General features: G+C 45.6%; 17 protein-coding genes. 6 read left to right on the forward strand and 11 right to left on the reverse strand.

The window, feature by feature from the left end; translation table 11 throughout:
* The first annotated feature begins 41 nt into the window (after nucleotides 1-41).
* Nucleotides 42-1,088 carry a porin gene (locus J4N37_RS21560; protein ID WP_045387197.1) on the forward strand — a complete coding sequence of 349 codons (1,047 nt, stop codon included), beginning with the start codon at nucleotides 42-44 and terminating at the stop codon, nucleotides 1,086-1,088.
* A gap of 174 nt (nucleotides 1,089-1,262) precedes the next feature.
* On the opposite strand, the gene J4N37_RS21565 is transcribed toward J4N37_RS21560, so the two are convergent.
* The 4 genes from J4N37_RS21565 to speA all read right to left on the reverse strand — a co-directional run bounded on the left by J4N37_RS21565 (nucleotide 1,263) and on the right by speA (nucleotide 7,998).
* On the reverse strand, nucleotides 1,263-3,428 hold the full coding sequence (locus J4N37_RS21565; protein WP_252042267.1) for a S9 family peptidase: 2,166 nt from the start codon (nucleotides 3,426-3,428) through the stop codon (nucleotides 1,263-1,265).
* A gap of 267 nt (nucleotides 3,429-3,695) precedes the next feature.
* Entirely contained in the window at nucleotides 3,696-4,901 is a 1,206-nt protein-coding gene (gene emrD / locus J4N37_RS21570) for a multidrug efflux MFS transporter EmrD (protein ID WP_252042268.1), read from the reverse strand.
* A 264-nt stretch (nucleotides 4,902-5,165) separates the two neighbouring features.
* On the reverse strand, nucleotides 5,166-6,086 hold the full coding sequence (speB, locus tag J4N37_RS21575) for an agmatinase (RefSeq protein ID WP_005432598.1): 921 nt from the start codon (nucleotides 6,084-6,086) through the stop codon (nucleotides 5,166-5,168).
* Nucleotide 6,087: 1 nt separating this feature from the next.
* Nucleotides 6,088-7,998 carry an arginine decarboxylase gene (gene speA / locus J4N37_RS21580; RefSeq protein WP_009705121.1) on the reverse strand — a complete coding sequence of 637 codons (1,911 nt, stop codon included), beginning with the start codon at nucleotides 7,996-7,998 and terminating at the stop codon, nucleotides 6,088-6,090.
* A 336-nt stretch (nucleotides 7,999-8,334) separates the two neighbouring features.
* Between speA and J4N37_RS21585 the strand changes: the two genes are divergently transcribed.
* On the forward strand, nucleotides 8,335-9,084 hold the full coding sequence (locus J4N37_RS21585) for an MBL fold metallo-hydrolase (RefSeq protein ID WP_252043296.1): 750 nt from the start codon (nucleotides 8,335-8,337) through the stop codon (nucleotides 9,082-9,084).
* A 59-nt stretch (nucleotides 9,085-9,143) separates the two neighbouring features.
* On the opposite strand, the gene J4N37_RS21590 is transcribed toward J4N37_RS21585, so the two are convergent.
* The 3 genes from J4N37_RS21590 to J4N37_RS21600 all read right to left on the reverse strand — a co-directional run bounded on the left by J4N37_RS21590 (nucleotide 9,144) and on the right by J4N37_RS21600 (nucleotide 11,477).
* On the reverse strand, nucleotides 9,144-9,572 hold the full coding sequence (locus tag J4N37_RS21590; RefSeq protein ID WP_005432588.1) for an ATP-dependent zinc protease family protein: 429 nt from the start codon (nucleotides 9,570-9,572) through the stop codon (nucleotides 9,144-9,146).
* A 61-nt stretch (nucleotides 9,573-9,633) separates the two neighbouring features.
* Complete coding sequence (gene rimK / locus J4N37_RS21595) at nucleotides 9,634-10,539, reverse strand: 30S ribosomal protein S6--L-glutamate ligase (protein WP_005438260.1); 906 nt, start codon at nucleotides 10,537-10,539, stop codon at nucleotides 9,634-9,636.
* Between the two features lie 323 nt (nucleotides 10,540-10,862).
* Entirely contained in the window at nucleotides 10,863-11,477 is a 615-nt protein-coding gene (locus J4N37_RS21600) for a TetR/AcrR family transcriptional regulator (RefSeq protein ID WP_005438259.1), read from the reverse strand.
* 155 nt (nucleotides 11,478-11,632) lie between these two features.
* Between J4N37_RS21600 and J4N37_RS21605 the strand changes: the two genes are divergently transcribed.
* Nucleotides 11,633-12,646, forward strand: coding sequence for an MBL fold metallo-hydrolase (locus J4N37_RS21605; RefSeq protein WP_252043297.1), 1,014 nt, complete (start codon nucleotides 11,633-11,635; stop codon nucleotides 12,644-12,646).
* 110 nt (nucleotides 12,647-12,756) lie between these two features.
* On the forward strand, nucleotides 12,757-13,101 hold the full coding sequence (locus tag J4N37_RS21610) for a DUF5329 family protein (RefSeq protein ID WP_009705117.1): 345 nt from the start codon (nucleotides 12,757-12,759) through the stop codon (nucleotides 13,099-13,101).
* Here the strand turns inward: J4N37_RS21610 and J4N37_RS21615 are convergent.
* A complete protein-coding gene (locus J4N37_RS21615; protein ID WP_038896566.1) occupies nucleotides 13,069-13,968 on the reverse strand; it encodes a LysR family transcriptional regulator in 900 nt (299 codons plus the stop codon). The two genes, J4N37_RS21610 and J4N37_RS21615, sit on opposite strands and share 33 nt — an antisense overlap.
* 527 nt (nucleotides 13,969-14,495) lie before the next feature.
* Nucleotides 14,496-14,741 (reverse strand): hypothetical protein, encoded by a 246-nt coding sequence (locus J4N37_RS21620; RefSeq protein WP_252042269.1) that lies wholly within the window; start codon nucleotides 14,739-14,741, stop codon nucleotides 14,496-14,498.
* A gap of 167 nt (nucleotides 14,742-14,908) precedes the next feature.
* Between J4N37_RS21620 and J4N37_RS21625 the strand changes: the two genes are divergently transcribed.
* Nucleotides 14,909-15,775: a helix-turn-helix domain-containing protein gene (locus tag J4N37_RS21625; RefSeq protein ID WP_038896564.1), complete on the forward strand. Its 867-nt coding sequence runs from the start codon at nucleotides 14,909-14,911 to the stop codon at nucleotides 15,773-15,775.
* Nucleotides 15,776-16,463: 688 nt separating this feature from the next.
* Here J4N37_RS21625 and J4N37_RS21630 read toward each other — a convergent pair.
* On the reverse strand, nucleotides 16,464-16,802 hold the full coding sequence (locus J4N37_RS21630) for a YggL 50S ribosome-binding family protein (RefSeq protein ID WP_005438242.1): 339 nt from the start codon (nucleotides 16,800-16,802) through the stop codon (nucleotides 16,464-16,466).
* Between the two features lie 210 nt (nucleotides 16,803-17,012).
* Here J4N37_RS21630 and J4N37_RS21635 point away from each other — a divergent pair, with 210 nt between their 5' ends.
* Nucleotides 17,013-19,049, forward strand: coding sequence for a PhoX family protein (locus J4N37_RS21635; RefSeq protein ID WP_252042270.1), 2,037 nt, complete (start codon nucleotides 17,013-17,015; stop codon nucleotides 19,047-19,049).
* Between the two features lie 118 nt (nucleotides 19,050-19,167).
* On the opposite strand, the gene J4N37_RS21640 is transcribed toward J4N37_RS21635, so the two are convergent.
* On the reverse strand, nucleotides 19,168-20,559 hold the full coding sequence (locus J4N37_RS21640; RefSeq protein WP_252042271.1) for a glycoside hydrolase family 1 protein: 1,392 nt from the start codon (nucleotides 20,557-20,559) through the stop codon (nucleotides 19,168-19,170).
* Nucleotides 20,560-20,641: the final 82 nt, after the last annotated feature.

The raw sequence follows: 20,641 nt of genomic DNA on the forward strand, positions 1-20,641 counted from the left end.
GTCGGGACGAACCAGTACAAACAACTATACGGATGTTAACAATGAAAATGAAAACTCTAGCCGTTGCAGTGGCGGCACTAGCATGTGGTTCTCAAGCTTTCGCAGCAGAAGTTTATAACAGCGATGGCACATCAATGTCGATTGGTGGTCACGTATCGGTAGGCTTAGGTGAGTACTTTGAAGATGAAGTAAAAGTTCACCAAGTTTCTCCTCGAATCAACGTTGCTGGTAAAAAAGATATTGGCAATGGCTTCACCGTCGACGTGAAAGGTGAATGGGCTTTAAATTACTTGAAAGGTGGTGAGAATTCATTTTCTACACGTCTTGGTTACATCGGTGCGACACATGAACAGTTTGGTCGTGTTGTTGCGGGTACGCAATGGGCACCTTACTACGACGTAGCGGGCGTAGCGGATTTACCAATCGCGTTTGCTAACGATTTCTTGTACGACAATCACAACAACCTAGGTACAGGTCGTGCGGAAAAAATGCTTAGCTACCGTAAAAGCTTTGAGTTTGGTGAAGGCTTTGGTTTTAACCTTGGCCTAGGTTGGCAAGGTAACAATGATGATGTGAAAGAAGTACTTAAGAAGAGCCCAATTACAGGCCTACCGGTATACGTAACGACAGGTGCGGAATACGATCAACGAGGTCAAATTGCACTTAGTACTGAACTAGCTGGCTTTGGTTTAGGTTACGTGTATAGCGGCGGTGACGTTACTGTCGGCAATATGACAGAAAATGCGACTTCTCATGTCTTGGCTGCAAATTACGGAAAATATGGTTCGGGCGTGTATGCTGCGATCGTCTACGGTATGAATGAGTACTTCTTTGGTGGTTATGAAGAAACCATTCAGCTAGAAGGTCTATTAGCGTATGGCGTAAATGATTGGACGTTCAGTGTGAACTACGAATCTGTAGAAGATGATAAAGCAAGCAAAACACTTTATAGCGAAGCTGCACTTCAGGCAGAGTATGCAGTTACACCAGCATTCTACACGTTCGCAGGTTACCAGTTTGACCTAGGTAACGATATTGGTAAAGAAGAAAATGATTGGTGGACTGTAGGTGCACGTTACTACTTCTAACCAATAGGACAGTTTCTACTGCCTAAACACATTTATTGTGTTAACGCCTACTCGTTGTGAGTAGGCGTTTTTCTTTCTGTTAAGCTCGAAAGGACGACATAGCTTGTGTTTGGATTAAAAATGCCCGCATTAAGCGGGCATTGAATTTTGTGAGTACTGCTATTTACGCTGGCACTATTTCGTTTCTAGTAAATCTAAGAAGAATGCGTATTCTAATGCGTCTTCTTTCAATCGTTTAAATCGACCTGATGCGCCACCATGGCCTGCTTCCATATCAGTTTTGAACAGCAGTACATTGTCATCGGTCTTCATTTCACGAAGTTTAGCGATCCACTTCATCGGCTCAAAGTATTGCACCTGTGAGTCATGCAAACCTGTTGTCACCAACATGTTCGGGTAGTTCTGAGCTTTCACATTATCGTATGGTGAGTAGCTCAGCATGTAATCGTAGTAGGTTTTATCGTTCGGGTTACCCCATTCGTCGTATTCGTTGGTGGTGAGAGGTATTGACTCATCCAGCATGGTTGTTACAACGTCTACAAAAGGCACGTGCGCACCAATACCACGGTAAAGCTCTGGTGCTTGGTTGATGATGGCGCCCATCAGTAGACCGCCCGCAGAGCCACCAACCGCAAATACTTTATCTTCTGCCCCGTAGCCTTCTTCCACAAGTCCCTTAGTCACATCGATGAAGTCATTGAAGGTATTCTGCTTAGTCAGCTTTTTACCATCTTCATACCAAGGGCGACCAAGCATTTCTGAGCCACGAATATGAGCGATTGCGTACACGAAACCGCGATCAAGTAGGCTGAGGCGAGTTGAGCGGAACGTTGGCTCGATGGTGGAACCGTAAGAGCCGTAACCGTATTGGTAGATTGGGTTGGTGCCGTCTTTCTTAAAGAGGTCTTTGCGGTAAACCAATGAGACTGGCACTTGCTTACCATCACGAGCAGTAACCATGATACGCTCTGATTGATAGTTATCAGCATCAAAATCACCCAGTACTGGCGTTTGCTTCATGATTTCAGATTCACCAGTAGTCAGGTCGAAATCATAGTAAGTTCCCGGTGTGGTCAAGCTGCTGTAATAGATGCGAACTTTTGAGTTATCTAATTCATAGTTGCCTGTTAGGTAAGCCGCAAACGCGCTGTCATTAAATTCAAGTGGGAACTCTTTGCCCGTCGATAGTTGGCGAACCTTAACGGTAGATAAGCCGTTAGCGCGTTGCTCGTAGACAAGGTGGTCGTCGAACAAGTCGAAATCGACAAGCTGAGTGTTATCGTCGGCAGCAATGACATCAACCCATTTAGAGCGGTCGTGCATCTCTTCCGTTTTCACTTTCATCAAGCGGAAGTTTACGGCTTGGTAGTTAGTGTAGATGTAATACCAATCACCCAGTTTAGCGATGCTGTATTCAATGCCAGTCTCTCTAGGATAGAAAGCTTCGGCTTTAGCGTTCGGATTGTTGGCATCAATCACGGAAACGCCACTTGTCTCTGTACTTGAGTGCCAAATGTAAACTTGCTGACCGTCTTTACTCTTACTTAAGAAGGTGTAGTAAGCGCTGTCGGTTTCTTCGTAGATTAGCTCATCGCTAGTCTGAGGAGTGCCCAATACATGGCGATAAACTTGATAACCCAACAGTGTTTGAGGGTCTTTTTTGATGTAGTAGAAGGCTTGGTTATCGTTTTGCCACGCAATTGCACTTGATGCGCCTTCAATCTCATCTTTTAGATATTTGCCTGTCGTGAGGTCTTTGATCTTGATGGTGTAAATACGGCGACTCAGTGTGTCTTCACCGTAGGCCAGCATGTTTTCATTTGGGCTTAAGTATAGGCCGCCAATACTGAAGAACTCATGCTCTTTTGCCAGCTCGTTAACATCCAAGATGACTTGCTTATCTGTACCAGCAAAGTCTTTTGCACGCAAGTGTACTTCGTATTCGTTGTCGCCCGTCACTTCATTCGAGTAGTAGTAACTGCCTTTACGAACTGGAACCGAATTGTCATCTTTCGCAATGCGACCTTTGATCTCTTCAAATAGCTGTTCTTGCAGTGCTTCGGTGTGTTTTAAAACGGTTTCTGCGTACTGATTCTCTTGCTCAAGGTGTTGCAAGATTTCTGGATCTTGGCGCTCATCATCACGCATCCAGTAGTAATTATCGATTCGTGTATCACCATGAATATTCATTGCATGAGGGACTTTTTTTGCAACGGGTGCTTGGGTTTGTTGAGCAACGAGTTGCGATTGGGAGTAATGGTTCATGGTTGGTAATCCTTGATTGCTGCATCCGGCGACTAGCGCGACCGATACGGCCAACGTGGTTAAAGTGAAACGCATCTGTGTATCCTTATTGTGTACTCTTCTCGTGTTTTTTTCGCCATTCATTTATCTTGCGAGTAAAAGTACGTTTGTGTTCTTCCAGTGAATGTATTTATATCGAATGGCAAACGAATAATTCCTGTATAAGCAACTGTTCTTTTTAGCAAAGATTGGATGGGATGTTAAATGCAATTGCTGGTGGATGAGAGCTAAAGGGTAAGATGTGTGCAACAAAAAAGGGACACACTTTTCAGCATGTCCCTTTTGGGTGATGAGAGTCAGATTTTAGATCGCCAATGGCATTTCGTTTGAGTGATCGTGCTTGCGATTAACCCAACGCAAACCAAACATAGCAATGATCGACATTGCCATCATCAAACAACCTAGCGGCATTTGGTCTTGTGCCGGGAAGAACGAAGCCAGCAGTGTCGCGATACCCGCACCTAGGTTTTGCATGCCACCCAAAATCGCACCGCCAGTGCCGGCGTGGTATGGGAACGGTGACAGTGCACCTGTTGTTGCCGCTGGGAACAAAATACCCGCACCCAAGAAGTAAATGGTTGCACCGCCAATCAGAGTCAACGCCGTTGTTAGACCAAACAAACCCGGAATCAATACCACTGCTGAGCCAACTAAGATAGCGACTAGACCAACGTTTAGAGCACGGCGCTCAGAGCGACGTTGTGCGATGTAGCTAGATAAACCTGCACCGACTAGGTAACCCGGAATCGGCAAGACAAACAGCAAGCTTACTGTGGTTGCGGGTAAACCAAGTACGCCACCTAGTAGTACACCGGCTGCCGCTTCAAATACTGCAACGCCTGCGAAGGTAGCAACCAACACCAATAAGAAACCTTGGAAGCGTTTGTCTGAAAGTACGAACTTGTAGCTCTTCGCAACAGATTCATGTTTGCGACGCTCTTTCGGCAAAGTTTCCATCATGCTTGTCATCATGGTGATCACTACCGCGATACCAAACAGTGCAAGGAATAAGTAGCTAGAACGCCAGCCAAAAGCTTCTGTTAGGTAACCGCCAAGTACTGGTGCGATCAAAGGTGAGAAAATCACGCACATGCTGATCAAGCTGTTTGCACGGTGTAGTTCTGCGCCTTCAAAGCAGTCACGAGTCAGTGTGCGAGACATTGCACCACCACAGCCGATACCTAAACCTTGGATAAAGCTACCTGCTAGGAACCATTCGTACTCATGAGCGAACAACGCCACCAAGGTACCAAGAATGTAGATGATCAAGCCTGCAACGATGATTGGTTTGCGACCAAGACGATCAGAAAGCGTACCGTACACAAATTGTGATAAACCGTAAGGGATCAGGTAACACGCCATCACAGCTTGAAGTGAAGACGCTGATACCAAGAACTCACCCGCCATATGACCGATAGAAGGCACGTACATCGTTTGAGTCATTTGACCTACGGCAGTCAGAATTGCGATTAAAAAGGTAAGTTTCGCTAATGGAAACGAGGCAGACATTTGCGTATCTCTCCAGAAATTTAAGACGTAAAAAGCCTTAGCGCTCCATATAGGAGAGCCAAATAAACAAAGTAATTAGGGAATCTAGGCGCGAGATATTAGAGCTTGAGTGCCGACTTAGCAATCAAAAAATGTGAAGTTGAGCAAGATAAAAATCTATGATTTGGATTAGAAAAACTAATCCATTTTTTGTGAGGAGTAGAGCACAAAAAAGGGAGCTGAAGCTCCCTTTTAAATACCGTGATGACTTTGAACAAACTTACGTTATTCGCGACCTGACGCGTAGGCGTAAAGTAGTTCAAGTGCGATGGTCGCACCAGCCAATGCTGTTACATCGCTGTGGTCGTAAGGAGGAGAGACTTCTACCACATCCATACCCACGATGTTCATGCCAGCGAAACCACGAATGATCTTCAGAATTTTATCTGAGTTCAAGCCGCCGCAAACAGGCGTACCTGTACCTGGTGCAAACGCAGGATCCAGACAGTCGATGTCAAAAGTGACATACACAGGCTTATCCGCAACCGTGCGACGAATCTCTGCCAGAATCTCTTCTACCGACATGTCGTTCGCTTGCATCGCGTTGATCACATTGAAGCCGTGATCTTGTTGGTCATATTCAGTACGAATACCAATTTGAACTGAGTTCTTCGCAGAAATCAGACCTTCTTTTGGCGCATGGTAGAACATAGTACCGTGGTCGTAAGAACTGCCGTTTGCGTATGTGTCAGTGTGCGCATCGAAGTGAATCAGTGCCATTTGACCATGGTGTTTTGCGTATGCACGTAGGATTGGTAGCGTGATGAAGTGATCACCACCTAAGCCTAGCATTGTCTTACCGCTCTTTAGAATCTCACTTGTTGCCGCTTCTAGGCGGTATGTGAAATCTTCAGCATCACCACAATCGAACACAAGGTCACCTGCGTCGATCACTTTCAATTTATCAAATACGTTGAAGTCCCAAGGGAACTTCTTGCCTTCCCAAGCAAGGTTTACTGATGCACGACGGATCGCATCTGGACCCATACGTGCACCAGGACGACCAGAAGTCGCCATGTCCAGAGGAACCCCTAGCACTACAACGTCTGCGTCTGCCGATACTGGATTTTTGATGTACGGTCGACGTAGAAACGACATAGAGTTGGAGTAAAGCGAATAATCGGTTTTAGTAAACAAATCATTCATATCAGAAGTCCTCTAAATAGGTGTAGCCTGCCAAACCTTGTTCTAGTTCAGCTAGGATTTGTTCTTGTTCACTGGCTTCAACACGTGCTGAAACCAATTGTTTGTAATTGTCACGAATCGCATCTACGTCGATGTGAACGTAGCGCATCATGTCTTCTACGCTATCACCTTCGTTGATGTAGCTGATCTCAAATTGACCTTCTTCATCAACATTGACTACTGCACTGTGGGTATCACCAAATAGGTTGTGCATGTCACCAAGGATCTCTTGGTATGCGCCTACTAGGAAGAAGCCCATTAGGTACGGTTTGTCGTTGCTCCATGCTGGTACTGGTAGTGTGCTCTCAATGCCTTGACCATCAACGTAATGGTCAATTGCGCCATCGGAGTCACAAGTGATGTCCAACATCACCGCACGACGCTCTTCCACATCACCAAGACCAGAAAGCGGCAGAACAGGGAATACCTGATCAATACCCCATGCATCTGGCAGGGATTGGAAAAGAGAGAAGTTCACGAAGAACTTGTCTGCAAGACGTTCGCTCAACTCATCCAAAATAGGACGGTGGAAACGGTTCTTCGTACTCATTTGACGACTTAGCTCGAAGTAAATGCGCAGCGACAGTTGCTCTGCCCACGCACGTTGTTCAAGGTTCAGTACGCCTGTAGCGAATTGTGAGTGCACCTCAGCCAAATCGCTTTGGGTATCGTTGTAAATTTCAATTAATGCACGCGCATCCGTACCATCTTGCAGGTTCTCCCAGTTTCGCCACATGTTTTGTAGCAAGAATGGAGCGTCTGCTGCTGGCTCGAACACTTCTTCCGGTTGGTATGTTTCAGTACCAATAACGTTAGAGATAAGTACAGCGTGGTGTGCAGTCAATGAGCGACCCGATTCAGAGATGATCACTGGCATCGGTTGTTCGTACTGCTGACACACATCACCGACGGTATTTACGATGTTGCGCGCATATTCTGCAAGGCCGTAGTTCATCGAGTTCGAAGATTGGCTACGTGTGCCGTCGTAGTCTACTGCTAAACCGCCGCCAACATCGAAGTAATCAATGTTTGCACCCATGGCACGTAATTCACAGTAGAAACGTGCTGATTCGTTTACACCATTACGAACGTCACGGATGTTTGCCATCTGTGAGCCAAGGTGGAAGTGAACCAACTGCATGGTGTCCAGTTTGTCTTCGCGTTTTAGACGATCAATCACGCTCAATACTTGAGACGCAGATAGACCAAACTTCGATTTTTCACCGCCGCTCGCTTGCCATTTACCCGCACCTTGAGATGCAAGGCGGATACGCAAGCCAAGACGTGGTGTTACGCCCAAGCTTTTTGCTTCTTCAAGTACTAGATCAAGCTCAGATAGCTTCTCTAGTACGATAAATACTTTGTGACCTAGCTTTTCACCGATCAGTGCAAGACGCACGTATTCACGGTCTTTGTAGCCATTACACACGATCACGGAGCTGCCTTGTTGAGCTAGTGCAAGTACTGCCAATAGCTCTGGCTTACTGCCTGCTTCAAGACCCAGCTGTTTATTTTCTAGCTGTGCTTGGCTTGCTAAGATCTCATCAACCACTTCACGCTGTTGGTTTACTTTAATTGGGTACACCAGCAGGTATTTGTTTGGATATTGGTATTCTTCAATTGCTTGGTTGAAAGCTTGGCAAATGCCATGCACGCGTTGGTGTACGATTTGTGGGAAGCGCACTAACACAGGCAGGTTCAACTGCTTAGCTTCTAGTTCATTTACAATCGCACTGAAAGGGATTTGGTGTGCACGGTCACTACGAGGAGATACGTATACCTCGCCTTGGTCATCAATTCCGTAGAAGCCTTGGCTCCAGTAGTGAACGTTGTAGTCCGCGCGGATGCGGTCTAATTTAGTTGCTTTTTCCAACTCGATTCTCACAAAAATGTATTTAAGCCCTCATTGGAAATAGAGGAGAAAATACAAAAAAGCAAATCATGAGGCGCTAACCTCATACCCTGACACGAACTCCGTGTGCGCGCATTAACGGATAAAACCCAACCAGAGTCTAATGATTAAAATTTGTGCTTTCGATTAACAACTGTTGTTGATGGCTGGTGTAAACATTTATTTAACAGACTGTCCATTCTGCTGTTATAGTTGGTCTGACCAGTAAGGATTTGGTCGAAGAAAAATAAGAACAAAGACTCAACAAAACAAGGACATGTTTTGCAGCTGCACAGAATTCAAGGATACATCCAAACCATGTATCTCGCCGAGTATCCAGACAAATTGATGCTGCTTGATGGCGCAAGTCGAGCGGATATTCCTCACCTCAAAGATTTTATCGAGCACCAGCTCAATCGCCCATTCACCGACCTAAAACTAGTTGTCGTTACTCACATGCACCCAGACCATGCTGGTGCGGCGCACAAACTAAGAGATTTTACGGGCTGCAAGCTATTGGCAGCCAAACGAGATACACATTGGTATGGCGGTTTTGATGGCTGGCTAATGCATCTTACGGATTTGATTTTGGCACGTTGGATGGCGAACCGAATGCGCAAACCCAAGCGCAACTTATGGTATTCGCGAAAACTAAAGCCAGATATTGAGCTGGTGGATGGAGAGGTGATTCCCGGTTTTGCTGATTGGCAGATATTGGAAACACCGGGGCATACCGACAGGGATTTATCGGTTTATCACGCCGAACAGAGTGTGTTGTACGTAGCGGATTTAATGGTGCAGGTGAAAAGCCATTTGATCGCGCCATTTCCTATCTTTCATCCCAACCAATATCGCAGTTCGTTAAAACGCGTTTTTGAGATGAAACCAAGCTGTTTATTGGCGGCACATGGGGGAGAGGTTGAGTTTGATGAAGACGCGTATCAACACATCATCAATACCGCACCGGTTAGACCCATTACGCATTGGCGAGTAACGAAGATAAAGCTGAAAGGATTAATGCGTTCTGTTCTGAAAAGGAAGAACGATAGACAGGAGAAGGGCAGCTAGAAAATCAGAGAAGAGCCAGATGAGCGACCACGGAGTTCGCTCATCTGAAGCTACGGGGATTATGGAGCCAATAAGTGAGATTGGCTCGGGTCTACCAGAACTTTGTCTGCCATACCCTGACGACCTAACAACATCATGTAAGTCATCTTTTCACGGTTAGTTAGCGTGATGTCGATTGGCCACTCTTGGTCGCCCATGCGCAGCATCGTTGTGATCACGCAGCGGTGTTCGAAAGTACCGTTTGATGATTTCACTTTGCGGTTCGCCTTCAGTGGAGCTTTACAGCGAACGACTTGCTCTAAGTGGTAAACATCTGGGTGTAGATCGAACTCTACGTATGACTGACCGTCTTGTTCAGTGCACTCTAGGTTATCTACGTGCAGAGAAGAAGTCTGTGCGCCTGTATCAATACGCGCTTCAAGGTGAGTAATCCCTAACTCAGGTAAGCAAATTGCTTCGGCGTTCCCAATGATCATTTTCTGATTCATAGTGTCATCCTAGCGATGAGTTAAAAGAGAGCCATTTATCAGACTCTCACTCAAACAATTATCAGCCTTTACCGCGAGTACGGTTAGCGTTTGGTTTTGCGTTCTTCTCGATGAAGTCGAAGATCATGCCCGCAACGTCTTTTTCTGTTGCTGATTCGATACCTTCAAGGCCTGGAGAAGAGTTCACTTCCATTACCACAGGGCCGTTCTTCGATTGAAGAATATCAACACCACATAGGTTTAGACCCATCACTTTTGCTGCGTTGATTGCTGTTGCACGCTCTTCTTTGCTTAGTTTCACTAGCTGAGCAGAACCACCACGGTGAAGGTTAGAGCGGAACTCGCCTTCTTTTGCTTGGCGTTTCATAGCTGCGATAACTTTGTTACCCACTACGAAACAACGGATGTCTGCGCCGTTTGCTTCTTCAATGAACTCTTGCACCATGATGTTTGCTTTTAGGCCCATGAATGCTTCGATCACGCTTTCTGCTGCTTTCGTTGTCTCAGCAAGAACAACACCGATACCTTGAGTACCTTCAAGTAGCTTGATAACCAATGGTGCGCCGCCAACGTTTTTGATCACGTCCTGAATGTTGTCAGGGTGGTGAGCAAAACCTGTGCGAGGTAGACCAATGCCTTTACGTGATAGCAGCTGCATAGAGCGTAGCTTGTCACGAGAGCGGCTGATTGCTACTGACTCGTTCACACAGAATGTGCCCATCATTTCAAACTGACGTACAACCGCTGTACCGTAGAAAGTGATAGATGCACCGATGCGTGGAATAACCGCGTCGTACTTTGGCAATTCTTCACCCATGTAACGGATCTTAGGGTTGTTACTCGTAATATCCATATAACAGTGCAGAGTATCGATAACATCAACTTGATGTCCGCGCTCTTCACCCGCCTGCTTTAGGCGCATGGTTGAATATAGATTCTCATTACGAGAAAGAATAGCAATACGCATGGCAATTCCTTAGTAAGTCAGTACCAAATTAAAAATGTAAGTATAGAGTATAGTGAGTGGGTGTAATTGATGTGACAGAATCCACTCTCTTCAGCGACTTAGAATTGTGGTTGGACAACCACGTCGTCAGAGGTGCGAACCTTAGGGCGTTTTCTCAGTAGATGAAAACGAAAAAATATCGTCGATACGACAAAAATAATTTATCGAACTCTCACGCCTTGCTGCATGCGACTGTCAAGGGAATGAAAAAGAAAAATGAGTCAAAATTTCATCAATTTACTATGGCACAAATCACAAAAAAGCGGCCATTCAGCCGCTTTTTGTTATTGAACTAAGTAATGACTTAAGAAGAGTTCAGCCGTTTGGGTGGCTAAAACCCTAGATTCTTCCAAGGTTAGCGAAGCTCGCATCCCCATCAATTGTGGCCAGAATGCGCTGCCTTTAATTAAGTTGTGCAATTGAATGCTTGCCACGTCCACATCATCAACCTTCAATGTATTTTTTTCTGATTGCTGAGTGAGCCAACGGTACAAGGCCGTTTCTTGCTTCGACATGTGTTCCGCTTGTTCTTTGAGATCTTCCGGCTTAAACAAGAAATGTCCGAAAGCCACTTTCGCCAGTTCAATATAATCAGGTGCGGTTACAACGATAATTTCGCTGTACAACAATTCGACCAGTTGATCTTTGAGAGGGAGTGTTGGTAAACGTTCAATGTCGCTATCCATCATTGAAGAACGCCATAGTTCCGTTAGTAACTCTGTCACGATCGCTTCTTTAGAAGGGAAGTGGTTGTAGACCGTGCGCTTAGAGACTTGCGCGATAGCAGAGAGCTTATCCATGCTGGTGTTTTGCACCCCAAACTCTTGGAACGCTTGCTTTGCTGCGCACAGGATGGCTTCTCTTTTGGTCTCACTGCGACCTTTTCTTTTTACATTCATAAACTTGCCGAGTTAAGAAGATCTTTTCTGGATCTATTTTACACTAAGTAGTTTACTTTTGATAATTAGAATGTAAACTGCACCGTGTAGTTTACTTTTGTTCGGGTTAACTTTTTATGAAAAAAACTTTGCTAGCCACAGTAGGAGCGTTCGCGATGGGTACATCAATGATTTCTTGTTCTAATGTTGATACTGAAAAAGCGCCAACATACCCGGACAAATTTGCAAACACAGAGTTGGAATACAAAAGCAGCTTGGGTGACATGTTCGGCATCATGAAAGCCTACTTTACGACTGAGCGCCTCAATCCAACGCCAACAATTGAAATTCCGGTTCATGCCATGACTGCGAATCAACTGTTAGAAGAGCAAGATGACGTTATCTACCGTTTAGGTCATTCAAGCGTGTTAATGAAGCTCGATGGCAAACTGGTGATGACTGACCCTGTATTCAGTGATCGCGCGTCTCCTGTGCAATGGGCAGGGCCAAAACGTTTTCACCAAACACCAATTACGCTAGAAGATTTACCAAGCATCGATGTGGTGGTGATCAGCCATGACCATTACGATCACCTAGATAAAGCTTCTATTAAAGTGCTAGGCGACAAAGTGGGCACTTTCTTGGTGCCGTTAAAAGTGGGGCAATTACTGGTTAACTGGGGCGTGCCCAAGGAGAAAGTGGTCGAGCTAGATTGGTGGGAGTCACATTCTGTCGACGGTATTGAATATACACTGACTCCGACTCAGCATTTCTCTGGTCGAGGTTTGACAGACCGCGATACGACACTGTGGGGCAGTTGGGTTATTAATGCACAACAACACAAAGTGTTCTTCAGTGGTGACTCTGGTTACTTCAATGGCTTTAAAGAGATTGGTGAAAAGTACGGTCCGTTTGATTTCACTATGATCGAAACCGGCGCATACAATGAACTTTGGTCAGACATTCACATGTTCCCAGAGCAAAGCGTTCAAGCACACATTGATGTGCAGGGTAAAGTGATGATGCCGATTCACAACAGTACGTTTGATCTGTCGATGCACGATTGGAATGAACCGATGCAACGCGCGTTAGACATCAGTGAAGAGCGCGGTGTAACGTTAGTGAGCCCTGAGATTGGTCAACGCTTGGCGATTGCGGAGCCTCAGTCTGCGAAGGCATGGTGGCAATAATTGCTGAGCTAAACGGCCAAACACCAGAATAGTTAAGTCACTTATTAGTAGTTACTTGGTATTAGTTACTTGCTATTAGTTACGTGGTCAGGGATAAGGATAAAGGTGCGATGAAAGCAAAGTGGACGTTGTTACTTACATTAAGCATTCTGCCTACCTTTGCACTAGCAGGGGTAGAGCAAGATATCTCGACGTTGATAAAACGAGTTGAGCAATCCTCTTGCACCTTTATCCGCAACGGCAAGGCGTACACTAATCAAGAAGCAGCAGAACACATGCGCAATAAATGGGATTACGCCAAAGATGACGTTGATTCTGTGGATGTGTTTATAAAAGAGGTCGCGTCAAAGAGCTGGTTATCTGGCAAACCCTATTGGGTGGATTGCCAAGATAAACGCATTACCAGCGAAGAGTGGCTAACATCATTGATGAGCCCCGCCAATCACATCCAATAATACTTCTTTGATGGTCTGGTATCGCAGCGGCAGAGTGCGGCTGCGTTTTCTCACCAAAAACAAATCTTCGTATACCGGTTGTTTTAACTCAGCCACATACAACTCTTCTCTTAATGGAAAACTTTCCACCGCACTATAGGGCAAAACGGTAAACCCCAGTCCTTTGCTGACTGGCAATAGAATCTGACTGAGTTGGTTGACGTAGCCCGATAATGGCATGTCACTGACCTTGATCTCTTTGAGTAAAGGTTCTGCACATTGGTCGAAAAACAACGTCATATAATGCTCAGCATCCGGGTGACCAATCACGCCGCAACTTCGAAGTAGCTCAGGTGTTAACGTTTTTCCATGATAGGACTTTGGTAAGATCAGACACAGCGCTTCTCTGCCAATTTGTTCACTTTGGAAAACACTCTTATTGGGAGAGTAAGTCACGATGCCCATATCAATACGGCCGTCAGCGACCCCATTTAGAATCGACTGATTCGGCGCCGCTTCCAAGTGAATCGATAGTCCGCGATGCTGGGTTTGTTTTTCAAGCAGTGGATCAAACAGCATCAAGGCAAGTGCTCCGGAACAAGCCAGCTTGCAATGACCTGCAAAGGGGTCATCGAAGCTCAGATCTTCCAGTAAGTTTTTCTCTTTCTCTTCCAACTCTAACGCGTAGGCATACACCATTCGGCCTTGCTCTGTCAGTTCAAAGCTTTTGTTCTCGCGCTTAATCAATGGGTGCTGACAAGCTTGCTCTAGCTTTTTTATGTGCTGACTGACTCCGGGCTGGGTCATATAGAGCTTTTCTGCTGTCTGAGTAAAGTGGCCGACTTCGACAAGAGTTTTGAATGTGTGTAACCAAACTGGATTAAGCATAGGACGTTGTTTGCTCAGCGTTTATTAAAGAAAGCGTTTCGAGAGAAAGTGTAGAAATAATAGCATGATGCGTGGAATAACGCAGAGGAGGATGATAAATGACAGGCAAAATAAAACCCCGCCTGGTTTCCCAGACGGGGCTTATTCTTTTTCGCAGCAATCCGGCTACTAATAGGTGCTCCCTGCATCTATCCTTGATTGTGGCTAAGTCCTTTAACCGAGTTCCTTGTTCATCGCCTTCCTAGCGGTGTCCATTCTTGCCTATCATCCTGACGGGCGAACTCTATCCTAGAGCTTAACTACATCCTTGCTGATAACTCATCCTAAGCTACCAAATCTTCATCCTGAAGATACCCAATCCTTTAGGCTTTTTTCCTGTTCCCGCCAACATCCTGTCGACACACTTAGTATTGTTGTTTTGCTGATTACTCTCAATCAGCTAGGTAAAAAAACTTTGGCAGCGAATATTGCTTAAAAAAGGATAATTATTAATTTTCAGTTAGTTAGGTTTGTTGTTCGATTTGTTCTTAGTCAAAAATGGTCGTTTTGCTTACATCGCTTGTGAGAGATCTCGCACAAGATACCGAGCGAATGTACGAATCGGCGTCTTTTTCGTCTTGTTTAAGAGTTTGCTCAAGATCACAACTCGACTTGTAGCCATAGGATTTGGCGATGGCTTTAGATGAAATTCCCATTTCCTTTATCGCAAACGCAGCCCACTCATCACGAGTTTTTTGCATGATCTGGCGCAGCTTGGTTTTAAAGTTACTCATAACAGCTCCTTAGTTAGCTTGTCTTTACAAGAGAAGAATAAGGAGCGTGATGAGGCTTAGTTGATAGTATGCCGCTCAATATCAATACTATTGAGGCGTGATGAAGAATATGTCGGTAATACTGATATTATTTGCGCGTGAAACAATACTATCTTGTGGAGTGGCAAATGGCGCACATCGAAAAAGTACCGCAAAGGCCTGGCTTTTCTTGGCGCTACCGTCGTATTGATGAACCAGCGAAAGAATACGATTTTCATTTTCACGATGACGTTTTTGAGTTGGTCATCCACCGTCACTTTACGGGGACTTTGCACATTGGGCATCACGAGCTAGAGGTGACCCACAACCAAATGCTGTTAATTGCGCCGGGTGTGCCTCACTCTATTCACTCCACGTCGGTAGAAAGCAACTGCGAGACTCATGTGATTTGGTTTAAGCGTGAGTGGATCGCGAACCTAATGTTCTATTGTACTGAGTTACGCAAACTGGACCCGTTATTGAAAGCTGCAAATAAAGGAGTGGTGTTCTCTGAGCGAACGGCTCAGCAAGTCGTGGATCTTCTGCAAGAGTTGATGAAAGTGCCCGCGATGGAGCAATTGTCGAGATTCATTCATATCCTATCTTTGGTTGCCCATGACGAAGCGGCGAAAACCTTGATGACCCATTCATACCTTTCGATGAGTGAACACGAGCAACAAGAAAGAGAGCGCGTCGCAAGTGTGAATGCGTATCTTGAGCAGCATTTTGCCAACAAGGTGACATTGGCCGATTTAGCCAATTACTTGTCGTTGAGTGAAAGTGCGGTCACACGGTTGTTTCAAAAGCACTTTAAAGAGCCCTTTAGCCAACGCTTGATGAAGCTACGAATCAACCATGCCGCGGATTTGTTGCAATCGACTGAGCTACCAATAGGGATCGTGTTTGAACGAGTAGGTTATCGCAATCAAGCTTTGTTTAATCGTCATTTCAAGACCTACAAGGGACTGACTCCGAGAGATTACCGACAGCATTACCAGCAGCGAATCCAACCTTAGTTTGAGCATGTGCGTGCTTTTGTTGTGTACTGAGCTGGAATTTATGTGCAACTGGTATATTATTTGCTAGGTTATCTAAGAATCGTTATTAAGATTCGATGACAGGTTAAATAGGGAACTTGATTGCCATATTTCTGTCATAAGTGATGAGTAAGTTGACCGTATCAACAAGATAAAAGCAGTTTTACTGGTCAAAAAATGACTGCAACGCTTCTACTTTTATCATTATGTTGTGAAATTAGTCACGGTTAATTGATTCGTTCCTCGATAGATTGAAGGGGAATACAACCTTAGACAATAAGCTCAAGATGAGCGTTACCTATATAGATGAGGGAGATTGCTATGAAAAAGATGAGAAGAGCTCAGCTACATCGTGTTCGTATCCAATACTGGAAAGACACAAAGACTGAGACTGCTAAAAAAGCATAGTAAACCATACTCAATGGCACTGAGCTGGCAATGGACGGATAACCTTCCATAAAATGCCAGCTCTAAAATTATCTAGCACATCCATACTCTCCAAGACTCCTGCTTTCCTAAACTAAGCTTCCAAAACAACCAAACACTCCACTCTTTCTAGATTCAACATTTCAGCACAAAACCATAGCCTTAAATGCAAAAAAGCCAGTCCGAAGACCAGCTTTCTCATTACTTGCTCAACCCTGTTTATTCCAGAGTGATTCTGTAATTACAGGTAGTTTGCGTCAACCAATTCGCCAGCTTTTGCGCTGCTTACTTCTGGGCGAGCTTGTAGCCAAGCTAGAACCTGTGCTTTTTGTTCTTCAGTTGCGCTTTCGTAACGTTCTGTTGAACATAGGAAGCCTTCAAACAGCTCTAGACCGCCGCCACCAAAGCATAGGTTTAGACCATCAATGTAGTCGATAAACTCATCAACGAATGCATCGTAACGGTCGAAGTCGTTGATGTCTGTTTCGCAGCTGATTTCAAAGCCTAGGATCGCGAATTCACCTAGGAATAGCTTCTTACGCAGACGACGATTTTTGTTATCGATTTTATCTAGTTTCATGATTATCTCTCGTGGATGATTTGAGTACACCTTATACCCCCAAATCTGGCTTAGCCCAAGTAAAATCGGGAGTACATAGAATAGATGGGTGCTTTATAACATTTTCTAAACACAAAGTTCATAAAGATAGACTAGTTCTGTCACTTTTCTCTTCCAAACTTCCCTCGCTCACAAACCTATAATTCAACCTAACACTGGGAAAGCAACACCATGAGTAAGGAAACCTTCGACGCGACGCGTTACAACCAGAGTAATAACAAGCCTTTTGAAGAAGTACTGGAAGCGAGCCTATCTCGACGCAGTATCCTGAAAGGTGGCCTAGGTATCAGTGCGATGACCGCTTTTGGCGCATTTGGTCTATCTGGGTGCAATTCTTCTAGTTCAGGCACTTCTGCTGGTGGCGGCTCTGGCGTTTCAAGTGCAGTCCTCAATTTTGATTCGATTCCAGGCTCACTGACGGATGCAGTTTCGATTCCGCAAGGCTACGTCGCACAAGTGTTGGTGCCTTGGGGGACGCCTTTAAATGCACAAGGTAATGCTTGGAAAGACGATGGCAGCAACACGAGTACCGATCAGCTTAATGCGCTTGGTATGCACCATGACGGAATGCACTTTTTCTCACTAAACGACAGCGACACGGACGGCTTGTTGTGTATTAACCATGAGTACATTGATACCGCTGCTCTGCACCCAAGCGGTCCAACAGCTGTGGGCGGTGTGCGTACTATCGTCGACGAAGTTCGTAAAGAAATTAATGCACATGGTGTGTCTGTGGTTCGCGTTCAACTTGAAGACAACATGTGGAAATTGGTAGATACCGATCCATTAAACCGCCGTTACACTGGCGCGACAGTCATGGACCTTTCTGGGCCTGTCGCGAATACAGAATTGACCGTAACTCGCTTCTCACAAGATGGCAGCCAAGCGCGCGGCACACTGAACAACTGTGGTAATGGTTTCACGCCTTGGGGGACTTACCTAACGTGTGAAGAGAACTGGCCGGGTTACTTCGTTAACGCTGGCGTTCGTACTGAAGAACAAGATCGTATTGGTGTTGATGACACGAGCACTCGTTACCTATGGGAAACGTTAGCGGGGAATGCCGAAGAGCGTTTGGACGAATTCACGCGATTCAATGTAGAACCAACAGGCGCAAGCGCATTGGACGATTACCGTAACGAGGCGAACGGCCATGGTTACATTGTTGAAATCGACCCTTATACGCAAAACTCACGTGCGAAGAAGCGTACTGCACTAGGTCGTTTCCGCCATGAAGGCTGTACATTCGGCAAGCTTGAAGAAGGCAAACCAGTGGTATTCTACTCTGGTCACGACTCTCGCTTTGAGTATCTATACAAATTTGAATCTGCGGAAGCGTGGGATCCTGCGGATGCTAACCCTGATAACCGCTTGGCGATGGGTGACAAGTACATGGATGAAGGCACATTGTATGTGGCACGCTTCAATGAAGACAGCTCTGGTACTTGGCTACCATTGACACTAGACAGCACGACAGTTTCTGGTGGCACACTTGCAGACAGCTTCAATTCTCTAGCAGAAATCATCCTGAACACGGCTGGCGCTGCCGACCTTGTTGGTGCGACGCCAATGGACCGCCCTGAGTGGTGTACCGTTGACCCATTTACAGGCTCGGTTTACCTGACGCTAACGAATAACACTAAGCGTACAGAGGAAACTAACCCTGCAAATCCACGTTTGAACAACAAGTTTGGTCACGTAATCCGTTGGGATGAAGGCGAAGCAGCAACAGACTTCACGTGGGATATCTTCGTGTTTGGTTCTCCAGCAAACGGTGATGCGGACACTAACCGTTCGAGCTTAACCGAGCTTAACCAGTTTGCGAGCCCAGACGGCTTAGCGTTTGACCCTCGCGGTATTCTGTGGATTCAAACAGACAACGGTGCAGACGAAGTGACGTCTTACACCAATGACCAAATGCTTGCGGTTGTACCTTCTAAGCTGACGGATGAAAACGGCACACAAGAAGTGATCGGTGCAGAAAACCAAGCTGAGTTGAAACGTTTCTTTGTTGGCCCTAACGGCTGTGAAGTGACGGGCTTTACCATTAGCCCAGACTACAAGTCTCTGTTCGTGAACATTCAGCACCCAGGCAACTGGCCTTACAGCGACAATGCAGCAGAAGAAACACCTGCGGGGATGACACTGCGTCCACGTGCCGCGACGGTGGTTATTCGCCGTGAAGACGGTGGTGAAATTGGTGTTTAACCAATAGGTCATACGACTGAATATCGGGAATAAGAAAAGCCCTGCGTTTGCAGGGCTTTGTTTTTTCTATCTAAATACACATGCACTTTGTGTCTAGGCTTGTATCTAGATAATAAGCTTAGTTTTTGAGCGAGCCGCCCGCAGTGCGAATCACATCTTGATACCAGAAGAAGCTCTTCTTACGTTTACGTTCTAACGTACCTTGACCATCGTTGTGGCGATCAACGTAGATGTAACCGTAACGTTTGCTCATTTCAGCGGTTGAGTTCGCGACCAAATCGATTGGTCCCCAACTGGTGAAGCCCATCAGCTCAACGCCATCCAAAATTGCTTCATGTGCTTGTACAAGATGGTCGTTCAAGTAAGCGATGCGGTAATCATCTTGAATCTCACCGTTTTCATCGATTTCATCACGCGCACCTAGGCCGTTTTCTACGACGAACAGTGGCTTTTGGTAGCGGTCGTGAAGGAAGTTCAGCAGAACACGCAGGCCTTTTGGATCGATCAGCCAGCCCCATTGGCTCTTTTCAAGGTATGGGTTTGGTACGCTATCGACGATGTTACCCACTTCTTTCTGTTTCGGATCCGCACTTGCACAGCCGCTTGCGTAGTAGCTGAATGAGATGAAATCGACACTCGCAGACGCAATTTCTTCTAAGTCGCCTGCTTCCATCTGAATTTCAATGCCGTTTTCGCGGAAGTAACGCTTCATGTAGCCAGGGTACTGACCACGTGTTTGTACATCACCGAAGAACAACCACTTGTTGTTTTCATGCATGGCAGCAAGCACGTCATCAGGGTTACAGGTGTATGGGTAGTTGATTGCGCCAAGCAGCATATTACCAATCTTGCCGTTTGGTACGATTTGCTGACACAGTTTTACCGCTTTCGCATTTGCGACTAGCTGGTGGTGAATCGCTTGATAAATCTCTTGTTCGTTAGCGTCTTCTTGCAAGCCGACACCAGTAAATGGCGCATGCAGAGACATATTGATTTCGTTGAACGTTAACCACAGCTTCACTTTGTCTTTGTAGCGTTCAAGCACGGTGCGAGCATAACGTTCGAAGAACTCGATCACGCGACGATCGCCCCAACCGCCGTAGTTTTCAACCAGTGCGTAAGGCATTTCGTAGTGAGATAAGGTCACGAAAGGTTGGATATCGTGCTTCGCTAGCTCATCAAAAATTTTATCGTAGAACGCCAAACCTTCTTCGTTTGGTTCTAGCTCGTCACCATTCGGGAAGATGCGGCTCCACGCCAAAGACAGGCGTAGACAGTTAAATCCCATCTCTTTGAACAGCGCAATGTCTTCTGGGTAGCGATTGTAGAAGTCAATTGCCAGGTCTTTGATACCCGGCGTACGCTCTTCACGGGTTTGATGCGGACTCAAAATACCGTTTGGCAGCATGTCCGAAGTCGATAACCCTTTACCCCCAAGGTTGTACGACCCTTCTACTTGGTTAGCAGCAATGGCACCGCCCCAAAGAAAATGTTCAGGAAACTTAATCATGTTTCTCACTCTTTATTGTTCTGAAATATGTGTTTTCTGTATTTGAGAATAGTGTAGGTCAAAGAGGGATTCTGATATTGAG

This window comes from Vibrio sp. SCSIO 43153 (assembly GCF_023716625.1).
GTDB classification, from domain to species: domain Bacteria; phylum Pseudomonadota; class Gammaproteobacteria; order Enterobacterales; family Vibrionaceae; genus Vibrio; species Vibrio rotiferianus.